This is a genomic window from Streptomyces sp. NPDC054783 (assembly GCF_053611725.1).
This window is the reverse complement of the sequence record NZ_JBSHAY010000006.1, coordinates 153,952-178,578: the sequence shown is the minus strand read 5'-3', so window position 1 is coordinate 178,578 and position 24,627 is coordinate 153,952. Positions and strand designations below refer to the sequence as shown.

At 69.5% G+C, this 24,627-nt stretch carries 23 protein-coding genes and 2 pseudogenes; 9 read left to right on the top strand and 16 right to left on the bottom strand.

The annotated features are described in order from the left end of the window. The first annotated feature begins 118 nt into the window (after window positions 1–118). Genes ACWGJ5_RS13950 through ACWGJ5_RS13940 form a run of 3 tightly spaced genes read left to right on the top strand, consistent with a single transcriptional unit; the run spans window position 119 to window position 2,626 of the window. Window positions 119–1,588 (top strand): MFS transporter, encoded by a 1,470-nt coding sequence (locus tag ACWGJ5_RS13950; RefSeq protein ID WP_453309974.1) that lies wholly within the window; start codon window positions 119–121, stop codon window positions 1,586–1,588. 13 nt (window positions 1,589–1,601) lie between these two features. Continuing rightward, window positions 1,602–1,751 (top strand): hypothetical protein, encoded by a 150-nt coding sequence (locus ACWGJ5_RS13945; RefSeq protein ID WP_453309973.1) that lies wholly within the window; start codon window positions 1,602–1,604, stop codon window positions 1,749–1,751. Between the two features lie 26 nt (window positions 1,752–1,777). Then, on the top strand, window positions 1,778–2,626 hold the full coding sequence (locus ACWGJ5_RS13940) for an oxidoreductase (protein WP_453309972.1): 849 nt from the start codon (window positions 1,778–1,780) through the stop codon (window positions 2,624–2,626). Between the two features lie 328 nt (window positions 2,627–2,954). On the opposite strand, the gene ACWGJ5_RS13935 is transcribed toward ACWGJ5_RS13940, so the two are convergent. Both ACWGJ5_RS13935 and ACWGJ5_RS13930 read right to left on the bottom strand, forming a co-directional pair. Then, entirely contained in the window at window positions 2,955–4,250 is a 1,296-nt protein-coding gene (locus tag ACWGJ5_RS13935) for an MFS transporter (RefSeq protein WP_453309971.1), read from the bottom strand. Then, window positions 4,247–4,786: an ArsR/SmtB family transcription factor gene (locus ACWGJ5_RS13930; protein ID WP_453309970.1), complete on the bottom strand. Its 540-nt coding sequence runs from the start codon at window positions 4,784–4,786 to the stop codon at window positions 4,247–4,249. The genes ACWGJ5_RS13935 and ACWGJ5_RS13930 overlap by 4 nt, the downstream gene beginning before the upstream one ends. A gap of 17 nt (window positions 4,787–4,803) precedes the next feature. On the opposite strand from ACWGJ5_RS13930, the gene ACWGJ5_RS13925 reads away from it, so the two are divergent. Beyond that, the gene (locus ACWGJ5_RS13925; protein WP_453310089.1) at window positions 4,804–5,223 is read left to right on the top strand and encodes a recombinase family protein; all 420 of its coding nucleotides are present in this window, start codon (window positions 4,804–4,806) and stop codon (window positions 5,221–5,223) included. A 102-nt stretch (window positions 5,224–5,325) separates the two neighbouring features. Here ACWGJ5_RS13925 and ACWGJ5_RS13920 read toward each other — a convergent pair whose 3' ends face one another. The 8 genes and pseudogenes from ACWGJ5_RS13920 to ACWGJ5_RS13885 all read right to left on the bottom strand — a co-directional run bounded on the left by ACWGJ5_RS13920 (window position 5,326) and on the right by ACWGJ5_RS13885 (window position 11,956). Beyond that, window positions 5,326–5,898, bottom strand: coding sequence for a pYEATS domain-containing protein (locus ACWGJ5_RS13920; protein ID WP_453309969.1), 573 nt, complete (start codon window positions 5,896–5,898; stop codon window positions 5,326–5,328). Between the two features lie 68 nt (window positions 5,899–5,966). Beyond that, the gene (locus ACWGJ5_RS13915; RefSeq protein WP_453309968.1) at window positions 5,967–6,398 is read right to left on the bottom strand and encodes a DUF6262 family protein; all 432 of its coding nucleotides are present in this window, start codon (window positions 6,396–6,398) and stop codon (window positions 5,967–5,969) included. Beyond that, window positions 6,388–6,936 (bottom strand): tyrosine-type recombinase/integrase, encoded by a 549-nt coding sequence (locus tag ACWGJ5_RS13910; protein WP_453309967.1) that lies wholly within the window; start codon window positions 6,934–6,936, stop codon window positions 6,388–6,390. Before ACWGJ5_RS13910 ends, ACWGJ5_RS13915 begins: the two co-directional genes overlap by 11 nt. A 13-nt stretch (window positions 6,937–6,949) precedes the next feature. Continuing rightward, complete coding sequence (locus ACWGJ5_RS13905) at window positions 6,950–7,168, bottom strand: hypothetical protein (RefSeq protein WP_453309966.1); 219 nt, start codon at window positions 7,166–7,168, stop codon at window positions 6,950–6,952. Between the two features lie 341 nt (window positions 7,169–7,509). Next, a pseudogene (locus tag ACWGJ5_RS13900) lies at window positions 7,510–7,707 on the bottom strand (DNA-binding protein); the annotation flags it as partial. A gap of 49 nt (window positions 7,708–7,756) precedes the next feature. Beyond that, window positions 7,757–10,606, bottom strand: a complete 2,850-nt coding sequence (locus tag ACWGJ5_RS13895) for a SpoIIE family protein phosphatase (protein ID WP_453309965.1) — start codon at window positions 10,604–10,606, stop codon at window positions 7,757–7,759. A 258-nt stretch (window positions 10,607–10,864) separates the two neighbouring features. Then, the gene (locus tag ACWGJ5_RS13890; RefSeq protein ID WP_453310088.1) at window positions 10,865–11,290 is read right to left on the bottom strand and encodes a cupin domain-containing protein; all 426 of its coding nucleotides are present in this window, start codon (window positions 11,288–11,290) and stop codon (window positions 10,865–10,867) included. Further along, the gene (locus ACWGJ5_RS13885; RefSeq protein ID WP_453309964.1) at window positions 11,291–11,956 is read right to left on the bottom strand and encodes a nitroreductase; all 666 of its coding nucleotides are present in this window, start codon (window positions 11,954–11,956) and stop codon (window positions 11,291–11,293) included. A 293-nt stretch (window positions 11,957–12,249) separates the two neighbouring features. On the opposite strand from ACWGJ5_RS13885, the gene ACWGJ5_RS13880 reads away from it, so the two are divergent. The 3 genes from ACWGJ5_RS13880 (at window position 12,250) to ACWGJ5_RS13870 (ending at window position 15,557) form a co-directional block, all read left to right on the top strand. Then, a complete protein-coding gene (locus ACWGJ5_RS13880) occupies window positions 12,250–12,981 on the top strand; it encodes an SDR family oxidoreductase (protein WP_453309963.1) in 732 nt (243 codons plus the stop codon). A gap of 108 nt (window positions 12,982–13,089) precedes the next feature. Then, the gene (locus ACWGJ5_RS13875) at window positions 13,090–13,986 is read left to right on the top strand and encodes an RNA polymerase sigma-70 factor (RefSeq protein ID WP_453309962.1); all 897 of its coding nucleotides are present in this window, start codon (window positions 13,090–13,092) and stop codon (window positions 13,984–13,986) included. Window positions 13,987–14,438: 452 nt separating this feature from the next. Further along, window positions 14,439–15,557, top strand: coding sequence for a lysylphosphatidylglycerol synthase transmembrane domain-containing protein (locus tag ACWGJ5_RS13870; protein ID WP_453309961.1), 1,119 nt, complete (start codon window positions 14,439–14,441; stop codon window positions 15,555–15,557). On the opposite strand, the gene ACWGJ5_RS13865 is transcribed toward ACWGJ5_RS13870, so the two are convergent. Then, on the bottom strand, window positions 15,456–16,058 hold the full coding sequence (locus ACWGJ5_RS13865; protein WP_453309960.1) for a TetR/AcrR family transcriptional regulator: 603 nt from the start codon (window positions 16,056–16,058) through the stop codon (window positions 15,456–15,458). The two genes, ACWGJ5_RS13870 and ACWGJ5_RS13865, sit on opposite strands and share 102 nt — an antisense overlap. A gap of 107 nt (window positions 16,059–16,165) precedes the next feature. Between ACWGJ5_RS13865 and ACWGJ5_RS13860 the strand changes: the two genes are divergently transcribed. Further along, the gene (locus ACWGJ5_RS13860) at window positions 16,166–17,389 is read left to right on the top strand and encodes an ABC transporter permease (protein WP_453309959.1); all 1,224 of its coding nucleotides are present in this window, start codon (window positions 16,166–16,168) and stop codon (window positions 17,387–17,389) included. Between the two features lie 132 nt (window positions 17,390–17,521). Here ACWGJ5_RS13860 and ACWGJ5_RS13855 read toward each other — a convergent pair. The 5 genes and pseudogenes from ACWGJ5_RS13855 to ACWGJ5_RS13835 form a co-directional block, all read right to left on the bottom strand. Further along, window positions 17,522–17,938: pseudogene (locus ACWGJ5_RS13855) on the bottom strand (MmyB family transcriptional regulator); the annotation flags it as partial. Window positions 17,939–18,320: 382 nt separating this feature from the next. Further along, a complete protein-coding gene (gene meaB, locus ACWGJ5_RS13850; protein ID WP_453309958.1) occupies window positions 18,321–19,331 on the bottom strand; it encodes a methylmalonyl Co-A mutase-associated GTPase MeaB in 1,011 nt (336 codons plus the stop codon). Between the two features lie 7 nt (window positions 19,332–19,338). After that, a complete protein-coding gene (gene scpA, locus ACWGJ5_RS13845) occupies window positions 19,339–21,537 on the bottom strand; it encodes a methylmalonyl-CoA mutase (protein ID WP_453309957.1) in 2,199 nt (732 codons plus the stop codon). Beyond that, on the bottom strand, window positions 21,537–23,342 hold the full coding sequence (locus tag ACWGJ5_RS13840) for a methylmalonyl-CoA mutase family protein (protein WP_453309956.1): 1,806 nt from the start codon (window positions 23,340–23,342) through the stop codon (window positions 21,537–21,539). Before ACWGJ5_RS13840 ends, scpA begins: the two co-directional genes overlap by 1 nt. A 119-nt stretch (window positions 23,343–23,461) precedes the next feature. Next, entirely contained in the window at window positions 23,462–23,971 is a 510-nt protein-coding gene (locus ACWGJ5_RS13835; RefSeq protein WP_453309955.1) for a MarR family winged helix-turn-helix transcriptional regulator, read from the bottom strand. Between the two features lie 137 nt (window positions 23,972–24,108). Between ACWGJ5_RS13835 and ACWGJ5_RS13830 the strand changes: the two genes are divergently transcribed. After that, window positions 24,109–24,624 carry a YceI family protein gene (locus ACWGJ5_RS13830; protein ID WP_453309954.1) on the top strand — a complete coding sequence of 172 codons (516 nt, stop codon included), beginning with the start codon at window positions 24,109–24,111 and terminating at the stop codon, window positions 24,622–24,624. The last annotated feature ends 3 nt before the right edge of the window (window positions 24,625–24,627 follow it).

Genomic DNA, 24,627 nt, shown 5'->3' with positions numbered 1-24,627 from the left:
CGTTTATGGGGCGAGCCTCCTTACAGTCGCCTAACGCAGTCAATGACTGCTTTAGAGCGCCCGGAGGCTGACCGCGTCGGCCGTGGAGAGGCGCAACTACCGATGGAGAGGAATCCCCATGGCTGCATCGCCTGCGGCTTTAGGCAGTCGACCAAACCGGGCCGTGTTGCTCACAGTGACCTGCCTGGGCCAATTCATGGTGCTGCTCGACAACACGATCGTTGGAGCGGCGCTGCCCGATATGCAGCACCGGCTGCACACTCAGCTGACCGGTCTGCAGTGGATCGTCGACGCATACGTGCTGCTGGTCGCCATGCTGCTGCTGTCCGGCGGCGTTTTCGCCGACCGGTTCGGCCGCAAGCGGGTGTACCTGGCCGGTGCGGTGGTGTTCACGGCCGCATCGGTGCTGTGCAGCCTCGCGCCCTCGGCCGGATGGCTTGTCGCCGGCCGGGTGCTGCAGGGCATCGGGGCCTCGGCGCTGAGCCCCGCCTCGCTGGCCCTGCTCGCCGCCGCCTATCCCGTTCCTCAGGAACGCATCAAGGCGATCGGGTTGTGGGCCGGATTCAGCGCAATCGGCCTGGTCGCCGGACCCGTGGCCGGCGGCGTGCTGACCGATGCCTTCGGCTGGCCCGCCATCTTCCTGGTCAATCTGCCCATCGGCGTGATCCTGCTGCTGGTCGGCTTGCGCCACCTTGACGAGTCCCGTAATCCGAGCGCCCCCGCGATCGACGTCCCGGGGACGGTGCTGTCCGTTCTGGCGGTGGGGGCACTGACCTACGGGCTGATCGAGGGCGGCGCCCGCGGCTGGACCTCACCGGTCATCCTGGGAAGCTTCGCCGCCGCGGCGATCCTCCTCGCCGGCTTCGTCGCCGTCGAAGCGCGTCGCTCCGCACCGATGCTGCCGCTGCGGCTGTTCCGGCAGCGGCTGTTCACCGTGTCCAACGCCGCCATGATCGTGGTGGGGTTCGCGCTCATGGGCTCGTCATTCTTCTTCTCCCAGTTCTTCGTGTACGTCCAGGGCAGCTCGATCCTGCGCGCCGGCCTGCAGACGCTCCCCGCCTCCCTCGCCATGGTGATCGTCAGCCCGTTCGGGGGCCGGCTCGCCGCCCGGTACGGCTTCCGAATCGTGGTCACCATCGGCCTGGCCCTGGCCGGAGGGGGGCTGCTGGCGCTGGGCAGGGTGCACGCCGACACCGGCTACGGGAACGTGTGGTGGCGGCTGGGAGTCGTCGGCATCGGCTTCGCCCTGACCATGTCCCCACTGACAGGCGCCGCCATCCAAGCGGTCAGCCCGCAAGAAGGCGGCCTCGCCTCTGGCATCAGCAGCACCACCCGGCAGATCGGCGCGGTGCTCGGCGTGGCGGTACTCGGAGCCGTCGTCCGCACCCGGCAATCCGGCGGCGCCTCCTTCGAGACCGGCCTCGACAGCGCCTTCGTCGCTGCCGGCACCGTCACTTTGGCCACCGCCGTGTTCACCGGCCTGTGGCTGGCGAGGTCCAAGCCCGTGGAAGGCTCGGCGGTGCCGCACCGTTCCACCGATCCAGATGCGGTCACCACGTCGAACGAGGTGTCCGCGAACAGCCGTTGAGGCGACACCGGCCTTGGCCGACACCGACGTGGACGACGTCGTCGACATGCTCTTCGGGCCACTCATCTTCCGCAGGCTCACAGGCCACTACGACCTCACGGACGAGCACGCCGAGAAGCTCGCGCGCACTGCGCTCGACGGGCTTGTGCGCTCCACCGTCTGACACTTCCGATTCCAACGGAGAGACACATGTCCCGCACGTTTCTCATCACCGGCGTGAGCAGCGGCCTCGGCCGCGCCTTCGCCACCGCCGCCCTCGAGGCCGGCCATACCGTCATCGGCACCGTTCGGAACCCGGACCAGATCGCCGCCTTCGAGCAGTTCGCTCCGGGCCGCGCTCACGCCCGCGTGCTGGACGTCACCGACACCGATGCCGTCGCGCAGACCGTCGCAGCGGTCGAGGGCAAGGTGGGCCCCATCGACGTACTCGTCAACAACGCCGGCTACGGCGTCGAGGGCACCTTCGAGGAAACCCCGCTCGACACCTTCCGCCACCAGTTCGATGTCAACGTCTTCGGCGTCATCGCGGTCACCCGAGCCGTCCTGCCCCGCATGCGCGAGCGCCGTGCCGGACACATCCTGTTCGTGACCTCCATGGGCGGTCTGCGCGCGTTCCCCGGCCTGGCCGCCTATCACGGCTCCAAGTTCGCCGTCGAGGGCATCGCGGCCACGCTCGCCCAGGAAGTCGCACCGTTCGGCATTCACGTCACAGCGATCGAGCCCGGCTCCTTCCGCACCGACTGGGCCGGCCGCTCCATGCACCGCGTAGAGAGCACCATCACCGACTACGACCCGATCCTCGCCCCGATCCGCGAACGCCGCCTCGACATGCGCGGTCAGCAGCTCGGCGATCCTGCCCGAGCCGGCCGCGCCCTGCTCGCCATCGTGGAGGCCGAAAAGCCGCCGACCCACCTCATCCTCGGCAGCGACGCCCTCCGCCTCGTCGCCGACGCCCGCTCCGCCTTTGATGCGGAGACAGCCGCCTGGAACGAGCTGTCGAAGTCCACCGACCACCCCGACGGAGAACAGATCGCGTGAGAGCCGCTGAGCGACTCTGACGCGTAAATGACTGCAGGTAGAGGCGGTTCCGGGCAACGTCACCTTCAACGAGGCTGGGCTGAATGGGCGACGGGACCGGCCTGCACGGAGCCGGGCGACGGCGGCGTCCAGGCACACCAACTTCCCGGGCCGCTACCTGTCCGGCATCAAAACCAGCGGCCCCGGCCAGGGCCTGCGCCCCTTCCGGGACCCGGACGCCGCCGAGGACGACGAGGACTGACGGCCGGCACACACGACCGCCCCGGCCACGCGTCGCGCCCCGCGGGGGCCTGGCACCCGACTTGTTGTGACGCCTTCGCGGCAGGCGTCACAACAAGTCGGGTGCACTCTCCTGGGCGGGATCCTTGGATGCCGGGTGATCCGGACCACCGGCCGGGGCAGTGGCACGCAGCGCCGCTTCGACCCGGCGGTTGCTGGTCATGGTTGCCGTGACGGCCGTCATCGCCAGGAGGAGGACGGCGGCGGCGTAGAGCGGGGTACGGATGTCGTAGGTGGTGGCCAGCCAGCCGCCGAGGAAGGCCCCGATGGGGGCGGCGCACATGGCCAGCATGCGGGAGGTGGAGGCGACCCGGCCCATGAGGTGGGCCGGGACGATCGCCTGCCGGAGGGAGGGCCCGAGCACCATCGTGGCGCCCATGCCGGCGCCGCAGACGGCGAGCGCCAGCCCGGCCACGTACGGGTTCGGGGCAGCGGCAAGGCCCAGGATGGCAAGCCCTTCGACTGCGGCCGTGCAGGTCAGTGCGGTGCCGGTGCCAAGTCGTCGGCCAAGGTGGGAGGCGATGCCTGCACCGAGCAGACCGCCGGTGGCCTCCGCCGTGAGGAGCAGACCGAAGCCGTAGGTGTCGATGCCGAGGCGGTCGTGCGCGAAGAGGGCGAGTACGGTCTCCACAGCGAGGAAGGCGATGTTCCCGACCGCCGGGCGGAGCGCGAGGCCGAGCAGCAACCGGTCCCGGAAGACGTACGAGGCCCCGGCCCGCGCCTGCCGAAGCAGCGACTCGCGGATCTCCGGCACGGGCCGGGGTATGGCGGGAAGCGACCGTACGAGCAGTGCGGAGAGCATGAACGACACCGCGTCGGCGAGCAGCGGAACCGCCCGCCCGAGCGCGAGCAGCGCACTGCCCGCAGGCGGCCCCGCGAAGCCGGACATGGCGGTCTGGGCTCCGCGCAGGCGAGAGTTGGCTCGCTCCAGGAGTGCGGCGTCGCGGCCGAGCAGATCCGGCAGATAGGCCGTGGCGGCCGTGTCGAAGAAGAGTCCACCGAGGCCGAGCAGGAAGGCGACGGCCGCGAGCAGCGGAATGCTCAGCACACCGAGCGCGGCCGCTGCCGCCGGTATCGCGAGCAGCACCGCACGCGCCGCGTCCATGACCCACATCGTGCGCCGACGGTCCCAGCGGTCCACCAGCGCACCGCCGAGCACCCCGAAGAGCAGCCACGGCAGCGTCCCGGCGGCCGTGACGACGGCGAGCGCCATCGGATCCCGCGTCAACGTCAACGCGAGCAGCGGCAGCGCGGCATGCGACACTCCGTCACCGAGCGAGGACACCGTCTGCGCAGTCCACAGCCGTCCGAACCCGGTCGGCAACTTCCGGTCGCCTGAGGTCACTTGGCGCCCCCCTCGGCCTGCTCGCGCGATGCCGGGTGGAACAGTGCGAAGACGAGTGACGCGTCCGGCAGCGACGGATCGGACAGCTCCCGGTACTCGTCCGCCAGTGCCTGCAGCCGCGCCCCCAGCTGCGCGAACTGCTCGTCGGTGAGCCGCAGATGCGCCATCCGTACGTGCCGCTCGCCATCCACCGGCGACGCCTCCAGGTCCGCCACCGCATGCCGCATCAGCACATCCGGCCCTCCCTCGCCCGGATCCGGCAGCACGATCGCCCGCGCGGCCATCGCGTAGTACCGCTCGGTGACACCCCGCACCTTCCGCGTCCGTACCACCTTCACCAGGCCGGCCCGCTCCAGCAGCCGCACGTGATAGCTGGAACTCCCCTTCGCAAGGCCCACCCGCTCGGCGATCTGCGTAATCGTCGCCGGCTCGAAGCGGAGCACGGCCATGATCCGGTGGCGCGTGAGGTTGGAGACGGCGCGCAGCTGCTCGTCCGTGGTGACGTGAAACGTCTCGGGAAGATCACCGGTAGGCATGCGAGCAATGGTCAACGATTCTTGACCATTGGGCAAGGGGATTTCGCGCGGACCTCCGGAATCTGCTGTCCCGCGCGAGACCTTCTGTCAAAGCCCCCCACCCGCCGCCGATCCGGGGAGCTGTCAAAAAACCTTCGCCTTCTGAAGATCTCTCCCGGTGGGGCGCCCAGCTCCCTCGGAGCCTTCGAAAAGCCCTTCACCCCTCGCTCGACCGCTACGGCCGCAGCCTCCAAGACCCCATCAACATGGTCGCCGAGCTGCGCGAGCGCGGCACCGGCGTCACCTCGCTCCACGAGAACCTGGACACCACCACCCCCGGCGGCCGACTCGTCTTCCACGTCTTCGCCGCGCTCGCGGTTATCCCAAGCTCGCCGAGCAAGCAGGGCTGCGACCTGGGCGGCCAGGTCAAGGACACTGTCTTCGACCTGGCCGCGTGACCCCCTGAAGGCCCGTTCAAACCGGGCCGATCGTTACTGAAGTGCGACGCAGTTCTCCTGCCTCATTGGATTTAGCTCTCCGATGAGATTGGTCGCGCGCGGTCAGAAATTCAGGTACCGCTCCAGCCGGATGGGCTCGGTGCTGCCCTTCACATAGACGTCGGCTGTCAAGTTGAACATCCCCCAGGCCGCCGTCGTGAGCTCGAAGCCGGTCGAGCGATTCGTGACGACGCGGTCGGGGTCCCGGAATGTCGGGTGCAGGTGGTAGACAACCCTGGTGACACGGTCGAGATCGGAGTCACTGTCGCCCTCAAGGGCGATGCGGAGCCGGAAGTACCTGTAGCCGTTGCGGTCGACTGCACTGTCGCGGTGCGCGCTGTGAACCAGATGAACTCTGGGGGCGGCATCGGTCGGGGCCTCGGTCAGTTCGGCCAGCGGCGGCGGCACTTCAAGAACGGGCTGCGCGCCCGGCTGGGGCTCGGCCCCGGCCGGTGTCTGCGGGGACGAGGGCCCGAGCTTTATCCCTGATGCCCCCGCCTCGAAGGAGTCGCCGCGCTCGACTCGGCTGTTGATCGCTTCGATGAGTCGCCCTAACCCGGCGCGGAACTTGAATGAGAGAGTCAGCACCACGATCGGCCAGATCAAAGTCTGCAGAAAAGGTATCCAGTCCTTCATTTGTCCCCCAGGTACCCCGCCAGGTCGGTGCCGACCGCCGACGCAGTCTCTCACCGGGCTTGTACGAGTCACAACACGATCTGCGCTGACCGAGAGTCCGAGCCAGGTGGGCCTGTGCGTGTGGACGCCTGCTGGTCACCGAGCGTGTGAGCGAGCTGCCGACGCAGACGCTGGTTCTCTTCTGCGAGTTGCCGGTTCCGTTCCAGGGCCACCTCCAGGCGCGCGTGCAGTGAGGCATCCGAGGAGCGCTCAGCCGCAGGGACCTGCGGCGAGGAGGAACGGCGACTCACGTCACGGAGCCGTTCGATCCCGGCGCGGACGTCAGGCTGTCCGTAGAGCCAGGAGCGTGAGATGCCCGCACGCTGGACGACGCCCTCGAAGGACACCGGGGCTCCGGTGCGGTCGAGTTCTCGCAGGGCCTGGATGGCCTTGGCGCGTGCCAGTTCGTGCCGCTTTCGGGCGGCAGCAACAAGCGGTGCGGTGTTGGGCTCAGGAGGCATCGGCGGCCGCCTCGCCGGTGTCTGGCTGGGCATCGTCTTCGAGCGACATGATGATCTTCTCCAGGTTGTCGGCAACCTGCCGGTTCATTTCCACGAGTCGTTTCTGTCCACGGGCCTCGGCCGCGGAGATGATCTGCAGGGTCTGTTGGCGCTGTTCACGGTGCTGGGGCAGGAACCCGGCGGTCGTGATGAACATCGGGCAGGTCAGGCACGAGTTGGCGTGCGGGCAGGACTGCACCACCGGAAGTCCGCAGTAGCCATTGGGCAGGGCCTGGGTGGCTCGGGAGAGTCTCTGTTTGGCCCAGGCCGCCTCCGCGAGAGGGCCGGCGGGGTCCAGGGCGACGGTCTCGCCTTGGGTGTTGACCTTGCGGGCCTTCGCCCGGTGTCGGCGGACGGTGGTGTCCGACAGCCGGGCGTAGTGGGCGGTCATTTGGGCCGAGGTGTGATCGAGGATCTGACGGACGACCTTCTGCGGGACGTCCTTGTTGATCAGCCTGGTGCCCAGGGTGTGCCGGAATTGATGGGGCGTGATGTGCACCGGGCGGCCCAACTCAGCGCGACTTCGCGTCGGCGCGGGGGAAGAGGACCGACACCCCTTCCGGCCGCTCTTCCAGGATCCGGCGTTGGTGGTCACGGAGCTGTTGTTCGAGTTGCTCGTCGATGGGCACCAGCGCCTCGCGCTTCATCGGCTCCACCGGGACGTCGTCATCACCGAGCACCGTCCACGAGTCCACCCGTACCGCCGGCAACGCGACACGCTGTACGAGCATGGCGCCTCCCCTTCATCAACGTCATGGATGAAGCGGGAGATAACCACGTCACAACAGCAGATCACAGGGCTTCCGACAACCTTGCTGAACATCAAGGACGCCCTCCGAGCGGCTCAAGATAATCGCGGAGTTCATTCGCGAACTCATCGTCATCGGCACCAAGGAGGGCGTCGCCGCCGCCCGCGCCCGGGCCGGGTCGGCGGACGCCCCAGCGCCGTCACCGAGGAGATCATCCGGGCCGCCCGTGACCTGCTGCCCGACCCGGGCCGCTCGATCACCTCGATCGCCAAGCTGCTCGGCGTCTCGCCGGGCACGCTCTTGAGAGGCCAGGGCGACACGGATCAGACGTTCTCGGCTGTGACGCGCGGGTGGTCTGCGGTGAGCATGGTGACGTCCTCGATGCCGGACGCCAGGATGGTGACGCGGCCCGGGTGGGCGAGGGCGGTGGCGCAGAGCATGGCGTCGATGGCGTACTTGTGGCCGTGCAGGCCGGCCGTGCGCAGCAGCGCGGCGGCGGACTGGGCGAGGGATAAGCGGACACACCCCGCTTGCCGACCCGCTCACGGATCGCTTGCAGGGCGCCGGCGGTCAGGGAGACGGAGATGCCGCTGCTGGGGCCGTCGCCGGGAGGGAAGTCGATGTCGTCGTCAGCCATGTCACGGGTATGGCATTTCGAATGCTATAAGCGAGATCCTCTCTCGGAGGCTCCGGGCGTGCGTCCGAAGTTCGCACGTAGTGCCCATGGCGAGCCCGCCGCGAAGGGCCTCTGACCTGCTGCTTTCTCATAGTCCAGGTTCTGGCGGCCGAGGGGCTTGCCGAGCGCTGTAACGACCACCTTGCCGGCTCGCCCGGCGCCGCGATCACCTCGAGGCAGATGGTTCGGTCATGCACTGGACCGTCCCGGGAGGTGCCGGGGCGGCACTGCCGGTCGTTCTTGTTGGTCGACTCGCATGCCGAATGCCCGCGTTGGGCAGCCGTTGTCCGGTCGTTCCCCGGGGCCGGGCGGCATGTCGAAGGCCCGTGTGTGCGAGGTGGGGCAAAGTCCTGTTCCGACCAGACGGCCTTGCCGCCCGGCACCGGGCGGGAGCCCCATCTGCGCGACAGCTGGGCGACCAGGAAGAGGCCGCGGCCGTTCTCGTCGGTGGTGTGTACGCGACGCAGCCGCGGGGAGCCGTCGGTGGTGTCGAACACTTCGCAGGTCAGGACTTGGTGCTCGATCAGTCGCAGACCGATCGGGCCGGTGCTGTGGCGGACGGCGTTGGTGACCAGTTCACTGACGATCAGCCTCGTGGAGTCCTCGAGACCTTCCAGGCCCCATTCGGCCAGCTGGCAGGCTGCCATGTGGCGGGCGCTGCGGACAGCGGTCTGGTCACACGGCAGCGTCCAGGAGGAGACCTGGGTCGGGCTGAGTGAGTGGGTTCGGACCAGGAGCAGGGTGACGTCGTCGGACGGTGCCTGGCCCGGGACGGTCTCCATCGCGCGGGTGCAGAGGTCCTCCAGGGAGCGACCCGGTTGAGCCAGGGCGGTGCCCAGGTGGTGCATCCCCGTGTCGATGTCGCGGTCGCGGGTCTCGATCAGGCCGTCGGTGTACAGGGCGAGGAGACTTCCCTCGGGCAGTTCCAGCTCCACGGCCTCGAAAGGGACCCCCAGCCCGACGCCGAGTGGGGTTCCGGCGGGAAGGTCGGGGAAGGTGACCCGGCCCTGCGGGTCGACGATCGCGGGCGGGGGATGCCCGGCCCGTGCCATGGTGCACTTACGGGTGACCGGGTCATAGACGGCGTACAGACAGGTGGCGCCCACCACCGCGGGCGTCTGGCCCGGAGAGTCGGGGGCTTCCTCGCTCATTCGCTGGATCGCGTCATCGAGGCGGGCCAGCAGTTCGTCGGGGGGCAGCTCCATTTCGGCGAGCACGTGTACGGCGGTGCGGAGCCGACCCATGGCCGCGGTGGCGTTGATGCCGTGGCCGACCACGTCGCCGATGACGAGGGCAACCCGGGCGCCGGACAGCGGGATCACATCGAACCAGTCGCCCCCGACACCGATGTCCATGTCGGCGGGCAGATAGCGCGAGGCCGCCTCGACCGCCGTGCCGCCCCTCAAACGGTGAGGGAGCAGGTTGCGTTGGAGCGCGAGGGCCGCGGCGTGTTCGCGGGCGTACAGGCGAGCGTTGTCCAGCGACAGCGCGGCGCGACTGACGAGTTCCTCGGCGAGGAGCAGATCGTCCTCCTGGAACGGCACCGGGTCCTCGGTGCGGATGAACAACGCCACCCCCAGCAGGACGCGCCTCGCGCGAATGGGTACGACCATCAGGGAGTGCATACCGTTCTCATGGATCTTCTGCGCCCGTACCGGGTCCTGGTCGATCCATGTGCCCGGAGCGGCGTCCAGGATCGGCTCCAGATGGGACCTCCCGGTGCGCAGAATGTCGGTGAAGGGTGCGCCGGGCGGCACGGGGACCGGCTCACCGCGAACCCACGGGGATTCTGGGACGCCCTTGCGAATCGAGGCGAGACCGGCCCGTCGGAAGACGGGGAGGCGCTCGCCCATCGGGCCGATGTGGACCGGGGCCCCTTCGCCGAACGGGACCGAATGCTCCAGGTCGACGACGGCGTAGTCGGCGAACAGCGGCACGGCGAGGTCGGCCAGTTCCTGGCTGGTCTGCGTCACGTCCAGGGTGCTGCCAAGACGCGTACTGGCCTCGCTGAGGATCGCGAGGCGCTCGTGCGCCCGACGGCTCTCGGTGACGTCGACGCTGATGGCGCACACCCCCAGCGCTCGGCCTTCGGCGTCCTGGAGGCAGAAGAACGAAGCCGCGAGGATGTGTTCTTGGCGCGCACTCGTCGGCAGCCGCCTGCGGAACTCGTGGACCCTGGCGGTGCCGCTGCGGAGTGCCTGCCGCATGACTGCCTCGAGTGCTTCGGCCTTGACACCGGGCAGCGCATCGGTGGACCGCTGTCCGAGCCGTCGGTCACGGGAAATGCCGTCGTGGCTCTCCATCGTGTCGTTCACCCAGGTGCAACGCAGCTGCGGGTCACGAACGACGATGCCGATCGGTGCGCGGGTGAGAAGCGATTCCCGCACCGATCCGTTCGTCGCTTCCCGGAAGAGCTTGCCGATGTCGGTCATGGACACGAGCCACCGGACTGATCCGTTCTGCCCCCACAACATCGAGATCCGCAGGCTGACGGTGAGTATGCGGCCGTCTCGGTGGCGCACTGCCGTAGTGCCCGACCAGCCCTTCTGGGTGCGGCATTGCTCGACGAACGCCGAAATGGTCGCCGCTTCCTCGGAGGACGGCAGTACGAGTGCGGCGGACCGGCCCACCACGTCCCCGGCGGGGTGTCCGACGAGCCGCTCGGCGGCCTGCGTCCATCCGAGCACCGTCCCCTGCTCGTCGAGCATCGCGATCGCCGAGTCGGATATCTCGTGCGTGTTCATCTGCTTACTGAGTGTTGCTCTGTCGGTGCTTGGCATCGAGCTCTTGTCCCTAGGCAAGTGGGGGAGAGGCGGCGAGACGCAGATGCAGACATCGGTCTGACGCGATTCGCGCCTTTTGGGTGATTGACCGGATGGTGCTCGGATGTGTGACAGCGCCGCAGCCGTGGTGAGCTTGTCGGTCAGTCTCGATGCCCACAGGGCGCCGACCGAGGAAGCGGGTCGTTGTCGGCCGTGACGGGGCGGACTGCGCCGCCGTGGTCAGGCAGGGCGCGGAGCCCGCCGGTCCTTGCGCCGGGCCTGCTCCTCGTCGTCGACCAGGGTCAGCATGGGCTGACCCGGCGCGCACATCATCGTCGCGAGGAAACGGCTCCAGGAGTCCGTTCGGTTGTTCCCTTCCTGGTGGTGGATGACGTCGCCGCCCGGCTCCCAGAACGTCTCTCCGGCCTTGATCACGCGCTCCGGCTCGCCTTCGAGCTCGAAGAGCATCTCCCCCTCCAGCATGTAACCGAATGCGGGACCGGAGTGCCGATGCGGAGGGGTGCCCGGGTCGCCCGGGGGGAATGCGAGGAGGACGGTCATTGCCTCGGCCCCTTCCGGGATGGATGGCGGCCGTGCCGTCTGCAGCAAGGTCAGCGTCGGGGAGGAAGTGTGGACCTTTCCCGTGCGAGGTCGACCGCCACCCAGCTAACCCTGGACGAAGGTGACCGTCTCGTCGAGCGGTGCCCGGCCCGTACGGGCGTAACCCACCGTGCCGTCCTCGTACCCGATCGACATGCCGCAGTAGAGGATGAGCCCGTCCGGGGGTGACAGGATCTCCGCGACGGTCCTGCGATACACCGACCACGCCATTTGCGTGCAACTGTGCAGCCCCTCGGCGCGGAGCAGCAGCATGACGGTCTGCAGGTACATGCCGACGTCGGCCCATTGGGGCGGGCCCATGTCGCGGTCGATGTAGCAGAACAGGGCGGCGGGCGCACCGAAGCAGTCCCAGTTCGCGGAAGCGGCCCTCTGGCGCGCCTCCCCGTCCTCGCGCGAAATGCCGAGTGCGCCGTAGCGCTGCTCGGCGAAGGCGGTTCGGCGATCGCGGTAGGGGGACTTGAGGGTGGGCGGGTACATCTCGTACTCCCGCTCGTCCCAGGGGTCGCCCGAGGCCACGCGCTCGCCGGCGCGTTTCTTGAGCTCGGCCAGCGGCCCACCGGTCAGCACATATCCGTGCCACGGCTGGAGGTTCGATCCGGAGGGCGCCCAAGCCGCGGCGGACAGCACGCGCTCCAGCACCTCCCTCGGGACATGCCGGTCGGTGAATCCGCGCACCGCCCGTCGGCTCCTGACCGCCTCATAGACGTCCAAGGTGGCCCACCTTCCAATATGACCGCATTGTAATCAATTGAGAGTCGGGGTCCGGAAAATGTGACAGGGCGCCACCACCTCATGGGTGACAGACACACCGGGGCGCGCCCGCACGGGTGACCACGTGGTGGGTGCTGCGCCCGGAAAGCCCATGCGCCCACCCGGCGCGAGCGTGTGCGGCACCTGTCGTCACCGCAAGGGAATGCCGCCCGGGCACATCGACTCCCGTGCGAGGGTGGGTTTGGCGCATAAAGTTATGTACTGCACATAGTCATCGAAAGGTGGGCGATACTATGAAATTGGCGGTCATCGGCGGAACCGGACTGATCGGGTCACGGGTCGTGGAGAACCTCGACGCGGCCGGCCACCAGGCCGTCCCGCACTCCCCGGCCACAGGCGTGGATCTCGTGACCGGCCGGGGCGTCGAGGAAGCCGTGGCGGGCGTCGATGTCGTCATCAACCTGACGAACTCCCCGGCCTTCGGGGAAACCTCGCCCGCGTTCTTCCGGTCGTCGATGGACAACCTCCTCGCCGCGAGCGTGAAGGGCGGCGTAGGACACTTCGTCATCCTCTCGATCGTCGGCGTGGACCAGGTGCCCGAGCTGGACTACTACCGGGCAAAGGTGCTTCAGGAAGACATCCTCAAGGCCGGCCCGATTCCGTACTCCATCGTCCGCGCCACGCAGTTCATGGAGTTCATCGATGCGATCCTGTCCTGGACCACCGAGGGCGAGACCGTCCGTCTGCCGCGTACGCCGCTCCAGCCGATCGCCGCCGCGGACGTCGCCCGCATCGTCGCCGAAGTGGCCGCCGGCACCCCGCTCAACGGCGTCCTCAACATCGCCGGACCCGACGTCTACCCCCTCGACGAAATCGGCCGGCTGATCCTCACCGCCAAAGGCGACGGGCGTCGCGTCGTCACCGACGACACCGCCGGCATGTACGCCGCCGTCCACGGTGACGTCCTCACCGCCGGGAACGACGCCCGCATCGCCCCCACCCACTACACGGACTGGCTCTCCTGAACCAGCCGCGATCCCCGACGGTCCATCAGAACTCCGAGGTTCGTCCCCGCGCTCACGCGTGTGGTCACGGTTGCCGTCGGACTTGCCGAGCAGCAAGGGTTGCGCACAATGCCGTCGAAGAACAATCCAGCGGATGACGCAGAGGACCTCCGGGAGGCGGAGACAGCGTTCCAGGACGCCCGCGGCTACCTGTTCGGGATCGCCTACCGGATGCTCGGCAGCGTCAGCGAAGCGGAGGACGTCCTCCAAGAGGCCTGGATCCGATGGCAGACCTACGACCGGTCCAAGGTGGAGAACCCGCTGGCGTTTCTCACGACGACTGTGACGAGGCTCGCGATCAATGTGCTGCAGTCGGCGAGGATCCGCCGTCAGACCTATGTCGGCCCGTGGCTTCCGGAGCCGGTCGACACCAGTGCCGACCCGGTGCTGGGCGCCGTGAACGGGGAAGCACTGGAAGTCGCGGTGCTGATGCTGCTGGAGAAGCTCACTCCCACGGAACGGGCGGCGTACGTGCTCCGGGAAGCGTTCGACTACCCGTACGAGCAGATCGCGGAGATCATCGGCCAGACCAACGCCAATACCCGCCAACTGGTGAGCCGGGCGCGGAAGCGCCTGGCCGCGGAGAAACGGGCAAGTGTCGCGGCCGCTGACCACCAGAGGTTCCTGACAGCGTTCGTGACGGCCGCCCAGGAAGGGAACGTGGCCGTGCTGGAGAAGCTGCTCGCGGAAGACGTCGTCTCGTACTCCGACGGCGGAGGGGTCGTGCGGGCGTCCAAGTTCCCCGTCGTGGGCCGTCACCGCGTGGCGAGGTACTACCACGCGTTCGCCGACCGCTTCTGGTCCGGCGTCACGGTGGAGCCGGCCGAGGCCAACGGCAGGCCGGCGGTGAGCCTCTCCCGCGACGGCACCGTGTTCGCCGTCCTCACCGTGAGCGTCACCCCGGACGGCATCGACCGGGTGCTCGTCATGATGAACCCGTCGAAGCTCGCTGCCATGACCGTCTGAGCCAATGAAAAGGGCCCCGCCCTGCGGGTCCGCCACAGCCTTTCGCAGGGGCGGGGCCGCCCGCTCCCGGTGCTCGGTTGGCGGGCCGCGGGCGGCTGTCCCCTGCCGCCCGCCTTCTGAAAGTAAAACGAACGGTTATTTTCTACAACCCCGGGCTGCAAGAAAACGAATGTTCGTCTTGACCTGGTCTCGCCGGAGCCTGCAGGATGGGGAGCGTAAAGGGAACGATCATTCCGGGAAGGAGGTGGTGGCATGAGACGCCATTGCCGGCATCCGGCAGCCCTGAGGCGACCACTCGGCGGGGAGCTGCGGCCGGTCCGGAACTTCCCTCTCGGCCGGTTGCATGTTGTCGGTCCTCTGTCGTCGATCGCAGACGGCAGAGGCCACGTGGCAGCCGTAGGCGCTGAGGTGGAGGGCCTGGGGCATGTGCTGCCCCCGGGGCCGGTACGGCGATGAGCGGCAGCTCGCACCGGACCGAACCGGGCGGCCGCGGACACGACCAGCGCTCTCGACCGCGCGCCGCGCTCACCATGGGCGCCGTTGCGATGTTGCTGTGTGTCGAGCTGGCGTTCGCCGCGCCCTACGGGCGTCGTGCGGCGGACCAGCTGTCCCATGCTCAACCCGCCTGGTTCCTGCTGGCTGTCGCCGCGGAGGCGGTGTCGATGGGGGCCTTCGCCCGGCTGCAGCGCCTGGCGCTGAGCACGGGCGGGCTGCGGGTGAGACTGCGCGCCGCGGTTTCCGCCGTGTTTGCCGGGAACGCTCTCAGCGCGACTCTGCCCGGCGGCAGCCTGGTGTCGATCACCTACCGGACACGGCGTATGCGTACCTGGGGTGCCGGCATGTCGTTGATCGGCTTCACGCATGCTGCCACCGGTGTTCTGAGCGCGGTCGCACTCGTCATGCTCGCTGGAGTCGGCGGGACTCTGGCTGGGGACGATGCCCGGCTTGCAGGGGCGGCCCTTCAGGTTTCAGCGGCTTGCGCGGTCACCGTCGCCGCGCTCGCGCTCGTCCGGCATGCCGATGTGCTGCGCCGGCCGGTGAGCACCCTGCTTCGTGTGTGGCAGAGACTGCGGCGCGGCAAGGACGGGCAGACGTCGGCCGATGGCCTGCTGGGGGAGTTGGCTGCCATGCGGCCTCCAGTTCGCTTCTGGGTCCTGGGCCTCGGTGCTGCCCTGATCAACTGGGCCGGCGATCTCGTGTGTGTGCTCGCTGTGTGCCATGCGGTGGGCTCGGCCCCGGCCTCGGACAAGGTGCTGCTCGCCTATGTCGCCGCGATGACGGCCGTATCGGCTCTGCCGCTGTTGCCCGCGGGACTCGGCCCTCTCGACGCGGCTCTGGTCCTGACCCTGCACCACGGCGGAATGCCGATGGCGGACGCCGCGGCCGCTGATCTTCTCTACCGGACCCTCAACCCAGGACTGATCGGTGTCGCCGGGTGGTCGGTCCTGCTCGTCCGACGGCGGAGCCGGTCAGGGCGTGGCCGGATCCGGCCACAGAGCCCGTACCGCGTCGCCGACCCCATCCACGAGCGTGGGGTCGAGCATGGCCACCTGGAGGATGTAGCCGGGTAGGAAGCAGACCAGCGCGCCGGCGATCGACTCGGCGGGCACCTCCTTGGGCAGAGCGCCACTTTTCTGGTGCTCTCGCACGATCTCTGCGAGGTCGGAGCGCATCTGGGTCAGCAGGGTGCTGAACTGTCCGGCCAACGTGGGGTTTCGCAGGGCCTCGGACCAGGCCAGCACGGCCAGCCTTGCGATGTCGTGTTCCGTGGACCGAGCTGACACGAGGGCGAGGACATCGGCGATGACCACCCCTACGGAACCCCTGGGCCGAGTTGTGGCGACGGTGTGGACCAGCGTCAGAACCTCACGCATGTTCTCTTCGGCGATAGCCAGGATCATCTCGTCCTTGCTCGCGAAGTGCCGGTAGACCGCGCCCGCCGAGAGCCCGGACTCCGCGAACAGATCCTGCATCGACGTGGAGTGAAACCCGTCGCGCAGGAAGCATCGGCGGGCCGCATCCAGAATCTGGGCACGGCGAGCGTCCATGTACTCCTGGGACACCTTCGGCATGGGGCACCCTATCCAACGAAAAACGAATGTTCGTCTTGACTCTCTGGTGGCGAGCCTAGCAGACTGGATTCCTAGAGAATGATCATTCGTTTTTGGGAGGCGGAATCGTGAAGACCCCGTTGGCGGGAAACCGGTCATGGCGTCGCGTGGCCATCATGACAGTGGCGTTGCCGCTGGTGATCTCACTGGCGGTGATGGCCTACGCGTGGCCTGCGGCGCGCATAGGGCCGCGTGACCTGCCAGTGGGGATCGTGGGCACGAGCACGGCAAGCCAGGACGCGGTCGAGGGCCTGGCCCGCAGCAGGCCGGGCGGCTTTGACTTCCATCTTTACCCCGACGAGGCGTCGGCGCGGTCCGCCATCAGGGAGCGGGACGTCTACGGTGCCTTCGTCGTCACCCCCGGCAGTTTCACCGTGCTGGAGTCCACTGCCGCGAGCCCGACCGTCGCACAGTTGCTGGGCAAGGCGGGTCGGCAACTGGCCGCCCATGCATCCAGGGCGGCCGCGGACCGTGCTGCCTCATCCGCCCACGGGACGTCCGCTCGCTCCGCGGGAGGTAGGTCCGGCGCCGAAAAGCCGGCGCAGATCCGCGTGAGGACTGTGGATGTCGTTCAGACCTCGGCAGATGACCCCCGCGGCGTCGTCTTCAGCTCGGCGCTCCTGCCGCTGACGATCTGCAGCATCATGATCGCCTTGGTCATTGCGATGTCACTGGGGCTGCGACCTGTGTCGCGTCTCATGGCCTTGATCGTGATGAGCGCAGCGGCAGCCCTCGGGGTCTACGTGGTTGCCCAGGGCTTTCTCGGCGCCCTGCCGCACGAACATCTGGCCACCTGGGCTTCCTTGGCACTCACCATTCTCGCCATCAGTGCCACCACTGCCGGGGTGGTCGCGCTCGTGGGTCCGGCGGGGCTCGGGCTGAGCGCGGCGCTCATGGTCTTTGTCGGCAATCCGTTTTCCGGCAGCACATCCGCACCAGAGCTGCTGCCCAAGGCGGTTGACGACATCGGCCAGTGGCTGCCGCCGGGCGCCGGCGCGAACCTCGTGCGCGGTACGGCCTACTTCAACGGCAATGACAGCGCGGGCCACATTGCCGTCCTCACCCTGTGGAGCGTGCTGGGACTGGCAGCCGTCCTGTTCGGCCACCGTGCGTCCCCCTTTGCGAAGGGCCCCGTCGCCAACGAGGGCGCGACGCTGGGTACGGAGGCTCCGGCGAACGACGCCGCGCCGCCCCATGCGCCGTCGTCCCCCGAGGAGTCCGCACACTCGTCTTCGCCTGCACCGATCGGGATGCACGCGCACTCGCACGCCCGACACGCTGCGGGCGCGTGATCCAGTCCTTGAGGAGAAGGTGGCGCCACCTGGGCGCGCCACCTTGCGAGGGGTCGGCGCCGACGAATGGGCCGGTGGGGGGAGCAGTGCGCCGAAGATCTGCCCGCGTGCGACCTGGCTGTGGCGGGCCGGTCAGCCGCGTCGCGTGGGTTGGGACGCGGACCGGTTCTGGTCGGCGGCCCAGGAGGCGAGGATGCGCAGCCGTGCGTGGGTGGGGGAGCCGGGCTCGGCGGTCCAGACGGTCAGGTGCTGGTCGGGGTCGGTGTCGGCGGTGAGGGTGTCCCAGTCCAGGACGAGTTCGCCGACGACCGGATGGTTGAGGGTCTTGGTGCCGACGGTGCGGGCCGCGACGCGGCGGTAGCCCCACCACTGGGCGAACTGCTTGTCGTGCGTGGAGACTTCACCGATCAGTTCGATCAGCCGAGGCTCGTCGGGGTACGTGGCCGCCTCCCTCCGCAGTTGGGCCACGGAGATCTGGGCAGAGGTCTCCCAGTCGGCGTACGGGGTGCGCATCGCCGGGTCGGTGAACTGGATCCGCGGGTAGTTGCGGCAGGCGCCGCCCGGCGCCCGGTTCGGGCCGGTCAGACGCGAGTGTTCCGGCGGGGGCCGTCGTACTCACTGTCGGTGACGTGTTCGAGCCGGTCGACGTCGTCGGTCTCCCACGGGGCGAGGTGGGTCATGAAGCGGTCGGGGCGGCGCCGTGCCAGTGCTCCTCGCCCGGCGGAGCCCAGATCACGTCGCCCGGGTGGGCTTCGAGGATCTCCCCGCCGCGGGACTGGATCAGGGCGATGCGGCGGGTTTCCGATGACCCATCACGCGTCCGCGGGGGCCGGAACCCGGCTCGGGCCCTGCCCGCAGGAGCTGCAGCCCGACTCTCGCCCCGGCCGGGGAACCGCAATCCGATTCCTCCTCGGCCGCCCCGTAACCCGATTCAGCTCCCTGCCGGGCGAGTCGTACGCCCCCCGCCCCCGAACGCCTCCAGAATGCGTTCCGCTGCCAGTGTCGCCGTCAAGCTGCCCTGCCTGACCTGTCGTTCGAGGTCCGGTGCGGTTTCGCGGACCGCCGGGTCGGAGTGGAGGCGGTCCAGCAGTTCGTCGCGGACCATGGCCCAGGTCCAGCGGACCTGTTGGTCGCGTCGCTTCGCGGTCAGCCGGCCGGTGGAGTCGAGCAGCGTACGGTGCTGTTCCAGGCGCTCCCAGACCGTGTCCAGCCCCGTGGACTCACGGGCGCTGCAACTCAGCACCGGCGGTGTCCAGAAGGCCTCCTTGCCGTGCATCAGGCGCAGCGCGCCCGCCAGTTCACGGGCGGCGGCCTGCGCGTCCCGCTCGTGCGGACCGTCCGCCTTGTTGACGGCGATCACGTCGGCCAGCTCCAGGACGCCCTTCTTGATGCCCTGCAGCTGGTCGCCGGTGCGGGCCAGGGTGAGGAGGAGGAAGGAGTCGACCATCTCGGCGACCGTCGTCTCCGACTGGCCCACGCCGACGGTCTCCACGAGGATCACGTCGTACCCCGCCGCCTCCATCACCACCATCGACTCCCGGGTGGCCTTCGCGACCCCGCCCAGCGTGCCCGCGCTGGGGGAGGGGCGGACGAAGGCCGCCGGGTCGACCGCCAGGCGTTCCATGCGCGTCTTGTCGCCGAGGATCGAGCCGCCGGTACGGGTCGAGGAGGGGTCGACCGCCAGGACCGCGACCCGGTGGCCCAGCGAGGTCAGCAGCGTGCCGAACGCGTCGATGAACGTCGACTTGCCGACTCCCGGCACCCCGCTCACGCCGATCCGCCGCGCCCGGCCGCTGTGCGGAAGGAGCTGCGTCAGCAACTCCTGTGCCAGCGACCGGTGTTGGGGACGGGTGGACTCGACGAGCGTGATCGCACGGGCCACGATCGCCCGCTTTCCGTCGAGCACGCCCTTCACATAGGCGTCGAGATCGATCGCTGCCATCGGCGCCCTACAGCTCGCGGCCGGCGTCGGCCGACGATTCGTGGCCGAGGTCCGCCGACAGCCGCTTGACGAGGTCGTACGCCGCGTCCGGGATCACCGTCCCGGGCAGGAACACCTCCGCCGCGCCCATCTCCCGCAGCGTCGGCACGTCCTGCGGCGGGATCACTCCGCCGACCACGATCATGATGTCCTCGCGGCCCTCCTCGGCGAGCTTCTCGCGCAGCGCCGGGACGAGGGTGAGGTGTCCGGCGGCCAGCGAGTTCACGCCGACCACGTGCACGTCCGCCTCGACCGCCTGCCGGGCGACCTCCTCCGGCGTCTGGAACAGCGGGCCGACGTCGACGTCGAAGCCGAGGTCGGCGAACGCGGTCGCGACCACCTTCTGGCCGCGGTCGTGGCCGTCCTGGCCCATCTTGGCGACCAGGATGCGCGGCCGGCGCCCCTCGGCCTCCTCGAAGGCGTCGACCAGGGCACGGGTGCGGTCCACGGACGCGGACCGGCCTGCTTCGTTGCGGTACACGCCGGAGATGGTACGGATCTGGCTCGCGTGCCGGCCGTACACCTTCTCCAGGGCGTCGGAGATCTCGCCGACGGTCGCCTTGGCGCGGGCCGCGTGGACGGCCAGCTCCAGCAGGTTCTCCTTGCCGTCGGCCGCCCGCGTGAGCGCGTCCAGGGCGTCCTGGCAGGCCTGCTCGTCCCGCTCCGCGCGCAGCCGCCGCAGCTTCTCGATCTGCTGGGCGCGTACGGAGGAGTTGTCGACCTTGAGGACCTCGATCGCCTCGTCGTTCTCCACGCGGTACTTGTTCACGCCGATCACCGGCTGACGGCCCGAGTCGATGCGGGCCTGGGTGCGGGCCGCGGCCTCCTCCACGCGCAGCTTCGGGATGCCGGCGTCGATGGCCTGCGCCATGCCGCCGGCCTGCTCGACCTCCTGGATGTGCGCCCAGGCCTTGCGTGCGAGGTCGTACGTCAGCTTCTCCACGTACGCGCTGCCGCCCCAGGGGTCGATGACCCGGGTGGTGCCCGACTCCTGCTGGATGAGCAGCTGGGTGTTGCGGGCGATGCGCGCGGAGAAGTCGGTCGGCAGGGCGAGCGCCTCGTCCAGGGCGTTGGTGTGCAGCGACTGGGTGTGGCCCTGGGTCGCCGCCATCGCCTCCACGGCCGTACGCGTGACGTTGTTGAACACGTCCTGCGCGGTCAGCGACCAGCCCGAGGTCTGCGAATGGGTGCGCAGGGAGAGGGACTTGGTGTTCTTCGGCTCGAACTGGCTCACCAGCTTGGCCCACAGGAGCCTGGCCGCCCGCAACTTGGCGATCTCCATGAAGAAGTTCATGCCGATCGCCCAGAAGAAGGACAGGCGCGGTGCGAACGCGTCCACGTCCAGGCCCGCTTCCCGGCCCGCGCGGAGGTACTCCACGCCGTCCGCGAGCGTGTACGCCAGCTCCAGGTCGGCCGTCGCGCCCGCCTCCTGGATGTGGTAGCCGGAGATGGAGATGGAGTTGTAGCGGGGCATCCGCTGCGAGGTGTACGCGAAGATGTCGGAGATGATCCGCATCGACGGCTTCGGCGGATAGATGTAGGTGTTGCGGACCATGAACTCCTTCAGAATGTCGTTCTGAATGGTTCCGGCCAGCTTCTCGGGTGGTACGCCCTGTTCCTCCGCAGCCACGATGTACAGCGCCAGCACCGGCAGCACGGCGCCGTTCATCGTCATCGACACCGTCATCTTGTCCAGCGGGATGCCGTCGAACAGCTGCCGCATGTCGTAGATGGAGTCGATGGCCACGCCCGCCATGCCGACGTCTCCGGTCACGCGCGGGTGGTCGCTGTCGTACCCCCGGTGCGTGGGCAGGTCGAAGGCGACCGACAGGCCCTTCTGGCCGGCCGACAGGTTGCGCCGGTAGAAGGCGTTGGACTCCTCGGCGGTGGAGAAGCCCGCGTACTGGCGGATCGTCCAGGGCTGGTTGACGTACATCGTCGGGTAGGGGCCGCGCAGATACGGCGCGATGCCCGGGTAGGTGCCCAGGAAGTCCAGGCCCTCCAGGTCACGGCCGGTGTACAGCGGCTTGACCCCGATGCCCTCCGGGGTCTCCCACAGCGGCTCTTCGCTCCCGGTCGCCCGCGCGACGGCCGCACGCCACTGATCGGCACCGCCGTCGGCGACCGGTGTCCCCAGCTCGATGCCGGAGAAGTCGGGGATTCCCATCAGGACGCTCCCATGCGGTCGAGGGTCGCGGACAGCACGTCGATGGCGTCGCAGCCCGCGAAGACGTACGAGTCGATGCCGGCGTGCTCGCCCCGGCCCGCCAGGAACACATGCCGGGCACCGGCCGCCCTGAGCGACTCGGCGGCCTGCTCGGCCTGTTCGGCGTAGACCGCGTCGCTGGAGCACAGCACGGCCTCGGTGGCGCCGCTGTCCTCGAAGGCGCCCTCCGTGACCGGCTCGATGCCGCCCGCCTGGAACAGGTTGGCGGCGAAGGTCGCGCGCGCGGTGTACGCGGCGGCCGAGCCGATGGTCGCCAGGAAGATCCGGGGGCGGGCGCCGGTCGCCGCGAGGTGGGCGTCGGAGCGGGCGCGCAGCTCCTCGTACGCCTCGTCGCGGCGCACCCGGGGCAGACCGCCGGACGGCGGTCGTTGCTCGGGCGCGGGCTCGCGCTCCACCGGCCTCTCCGCCAGCAGCGGGAACTCGCTGACGCCGGTGATGGGTTCGCGCCGCTTGGCGAGCTTCTTGGAGCGCTCCGCCCAGGTCGTCGCGAGGTCCGTGCGCAGCCGCCCGGAGCGCAGCACGGCCGCCTGGCCGCCGTCGCGCTCGACGGTCCGGAAGAACTCCCAGGCGGCCTGGGCGAGTTGGTCGGTGAGCTGCTCGACGTACCAGGAGCCGCCCGCCGGGTCGATGACCCGGGCCAGGTGGGACTCCTCGATGAGGATCGTGGAGGTGTTGCGGGCGATCCGGCGGGCGAACGCGTCGGGCAGGCCGAGCGCGTGGTCGAACGGCAGGACGGTCACCGAGTCGGCGCCGCCGACCCCGGCGGCCAGCGTCGCGACCGTCGTGCGGAGCATGTTCACCCACGGGTCGCGGCGGGCCATCATCACCGGCGAGGTCACCACGTGCTGCACCTGCGCGCCCGGGGCCCCGCAGACCTCGGCGACCCGGGCCCACAGCCGGCGCGCGGCGCGGAGCTTGGCGACCGTGAGGAACTGGTCGGCGGTGGCGGCGTAGCGGAACTCCAACTGTCCGGCGGCCTGTTCGACGCCGAGCCCCGCCTCGGTGAGCTCCCGCAGATACGCCACACCGGTGGCGAGCGAGGCGCCCAGCTCCTGCGCGGCCGAGCCGCCCGCCTCGTGGTACGGCAGCGCGTCCACGGTCAGAGCGCGCAGACCGGGGTACTGCTCGGCGCAGCGCGCGGCCAGGGCGGCGTACGGCGCGAAGTCCAGCGGGGTGCCGGTGCGGGCCTCGTACCCGAGCGGGTCGCCGCCCAGATTGCCGCGTACGGCCTCGGCGGCCACGCCCTTCTCCGCGTACAGCCGCAGCAGCGCATCGGCGGCCTGCCCGGTGTCCCGGCCGGCGTCCAGGACGACCGGCGCGAGGTCCAGGTACACACCCTCCAGCGCCCGGCCCAGCCCGTCCACCGGGATGCCGCCCTCGCCCAGCACGAGCCACAGCGAGGTGCCGCCGTTCTCCAGGTCGGCCAGGACGGCGTTCTCCGTGAGGGCGGTGTGCCGCTGCCGTACGTCCCAGCCACCCGCGGTGTTGCCCTCGGGGCGGCCGCCGCGCACGTACGGCGCGAAGCCCGGCAGACCGGGATCGGGCGCGGCGTCGCGAGCGGTGTACAGGGGCCGGGTGCGCAGCCCGTCCTCCAGCGTCGTGGACAGGGCGTCCTCAGCTGCCGCGCCCGAGACTTCCTTGCCCGACTTGCGCAGCACGCCCTCGACCAGGCGTTGCCACTGCTCGTGTGTCGCGTCAGGGAACTCGGCGGCCAGTGTGAGCCCGTCGTCAGGCAGGACCGTCATGGCTCGGATGCTAGGGCAGCACGCTCGAATGAGAGTAAACCGGGGGCTGTGACGTTGCCCTCCTCGCGGTTGTGACCTGTGCCGCTCAGCCGTCGAAGGGCTCTCCGGCCGGGTCCGGCTCAGCCGTTGGACGGCTCCTCGTCCGGGTCCGGCAGGTCCGGGACCAGGGCGCACATGGCCGCGTGCTGCTCGGGGCCCATGGAGTCGGCGAGGGCCTGCCGGACGGTTCCGGCGAGCAGGGCGGAGGTCCCGCTCAGCAGCTCGCGCGCCTTGGCGGTGAGGGCGACCTGCACACCGCGCTTGTCGCCGCACACGGACGTGCGGGCGACCAGACCGGCCCGCTGCAGGCAGGCGATCTGGTAGGTGAGCCGGGTCTTGGGGCGGCCGAGGAGGTCGGCGACCTGGGTCATGCGCAGTCCCGCGCGGGGCTGTTCCGCCAGCAGGCACAGGATCAGGAACTCGTCGTGGGAGACGTCGAGGGTCTCCTTCACGACCGAGCGCAGCCGCTGCTCCACGGCGCCGGTGGCGGCCAGCAGGACCATCCAGGCGCGCAGTTCCGCGGGCAGCAGACCGTCCGCCGAGGCGGGGCATTCGAGCTGGTCGGCGGGGTGCGCGTCGGAGGCGGACATGGGTCGAGTCTACCCGTTGTCCAATTTTGGACCAGGAGATTGTTCAGTTTTGGACTTACAGGTTGTTCAAATTTGGAGGACGCGCTAGCGTGGCGAGAGTCATCCAAATTTGAACCACTCACCTCCGGAGTACGACCATGACCGTCGCCGTGCAGACAGGCACCTGGCAGCTCGACCCGGCCGCGTCCACCGTGGGACTGCGGCACAGGACCATGTGGGGGCTCGTCACCGTGAAGGGCACGTTCGCCGCCGTCACCGGCGGCGGCGAGGTGCGCGCCGACGGCTCGGCCGGCGGCACCGTGACCCTGGAGGCGGCCTCCCTGGACACCAGGCACGCCAAGCGGGACACCCACCTGCGCTCGGCCGACTTCCTCGACGCCGGCAACCACCCGGAGATCACCTTCGCCGTCCGCGGCGCCGACCGCCTCGACGGCGACGGCGTGCGGGTCACCGGTCAGCTGACCGTGCGGGGCATCAGCAGGCCCGTGACCTTCACCGCGCGCCTGACCGACGCGAGCGCCGAGGCGCTCACGCTGGACGCCGAGTTCACCGTGGACCGCGGGCAGTTCGGCATGGACTGGAACCAGCTGGGCATGATGCGCGGGCTCACCACGGTGACGGCGAAGCTGCGATTCACGCGGACCGAGGCGTGAGCC

Bases quoted from the DNA above. Each gene is read 5' to 3' on its own strand.
- ACWGJ5_RS13920 (WP_453309969.1), bottom strand. From the start codon at position 5,898: ATGAAGGACTGGATACCTTTTCTGCAGACTTTGATCTGGCCGATCGTG.
- ACWGJ5_RS13880 (WP_453309963.1), top strand. From the start codon at position 12,250: ATGAAATTGGCGGTCATCGGCGGAACCGGACTGATCGGGTCACGGGTC.
- ACWGJ5_RS13895 (WP_453309965.1), bottom strand. From the start codon at position 10,606: ATGAACACGCACGAGATATCCGACTCGGCGATCGCGATGCTCGACGAG.
- scpA (WP_453309957.1), bottom strand. From the start codon at position 21,537: ATGGGAATCCCCGACTTCTCCGGCATCGAGCTGGGGACACCGGTCGCC.
- meaB (WP_453309958.1), bottom strand. From the start codon at position 19,331: ATGGCAGCGATCGATCTCGACGCCTATGTGAAGGGCGTGCTCGACGGA.
- ACWGJ5_RS13835 (WP_453309955.1), bottom strand. From the start codon at position 23,971: ATGTCCGCCTCCGACGCGCACCCCGCCGACCAGCTCGAATGCCCCGCC.
- ACWGJ5_RS13940 (WP_453309972.1), top strand. From the start codon at position 1,778: ATGTCCCGCACGTTTCTCATCACCGGCGTGAGCAGCGGCCTCGGCCGC.
- ACWGJ5_RS13905 (WP_453309966.1), bottom strand. From the start codon at position 7,168: ATGCTCGTACAGCGTGTCGCGTTGCCGGCGGTACGGGTGGACTCGTGG.
- ACWGJ5_RS13870 (WP_453309961.1), top strand. From the start codon at position 14,439: ATGAGCGGCAGCTCGCACCGGACCGAACCGGGCGGCCGCGGACACGAC.
- ACWGJ5_RS13875 (WP_453309962.1), top strand. From the start codon at position 13,090: ATGCCGTCGAAGAACAATCCAGCGGATGACGCAGAGGACCTCCGGGAG.
- ACWGJ5_RS13840 (WP_453309956.1), bottom strand. From the start codon at position 23,342: ATGACGGTCCTGCCTGACGACGGGCTCACACTGGCCGCCGAGTTCCCT.
- ACWGJ5_RS13915 (WP_453309968.1), bottom strand. From the start codon at position 6,398: ATGCCTCCTGAGCCCAACACCGCACCGCTTGTTGCTGCCGCCCGAAAG.
- ACWGJ5_RS13930 (WP_453309970.1), bottom strand. From the start codon at position 4,786: ATGCCTACCGGTGATCTTCCCGAGACGTTTCACGTCACCACGGACGAG.
- ACWGJ5_RS13865 (WP_453309960.1), bottom strand. From the start codon at position 16,058: ATGCCGAAGGTGTCCCAGGAGTACATGGACGCTCGCCGTGCCCAGATT.
- ACWGJ5_RS13950 (WP_453309974.1), top strand. From the start codon at position 119: ATGGCTGCATCGCCTGCGGCTTTAGGCAGTCGACCAAACCGGGCCGTG.
- ACWGJ5_RS13830 (WP_453309954.1), top strand. From the start codon at position 24,109: ATGACCGTCGCCGTGCAGACAGGCACCTGGCAGCTCGACCCGGCCGCG.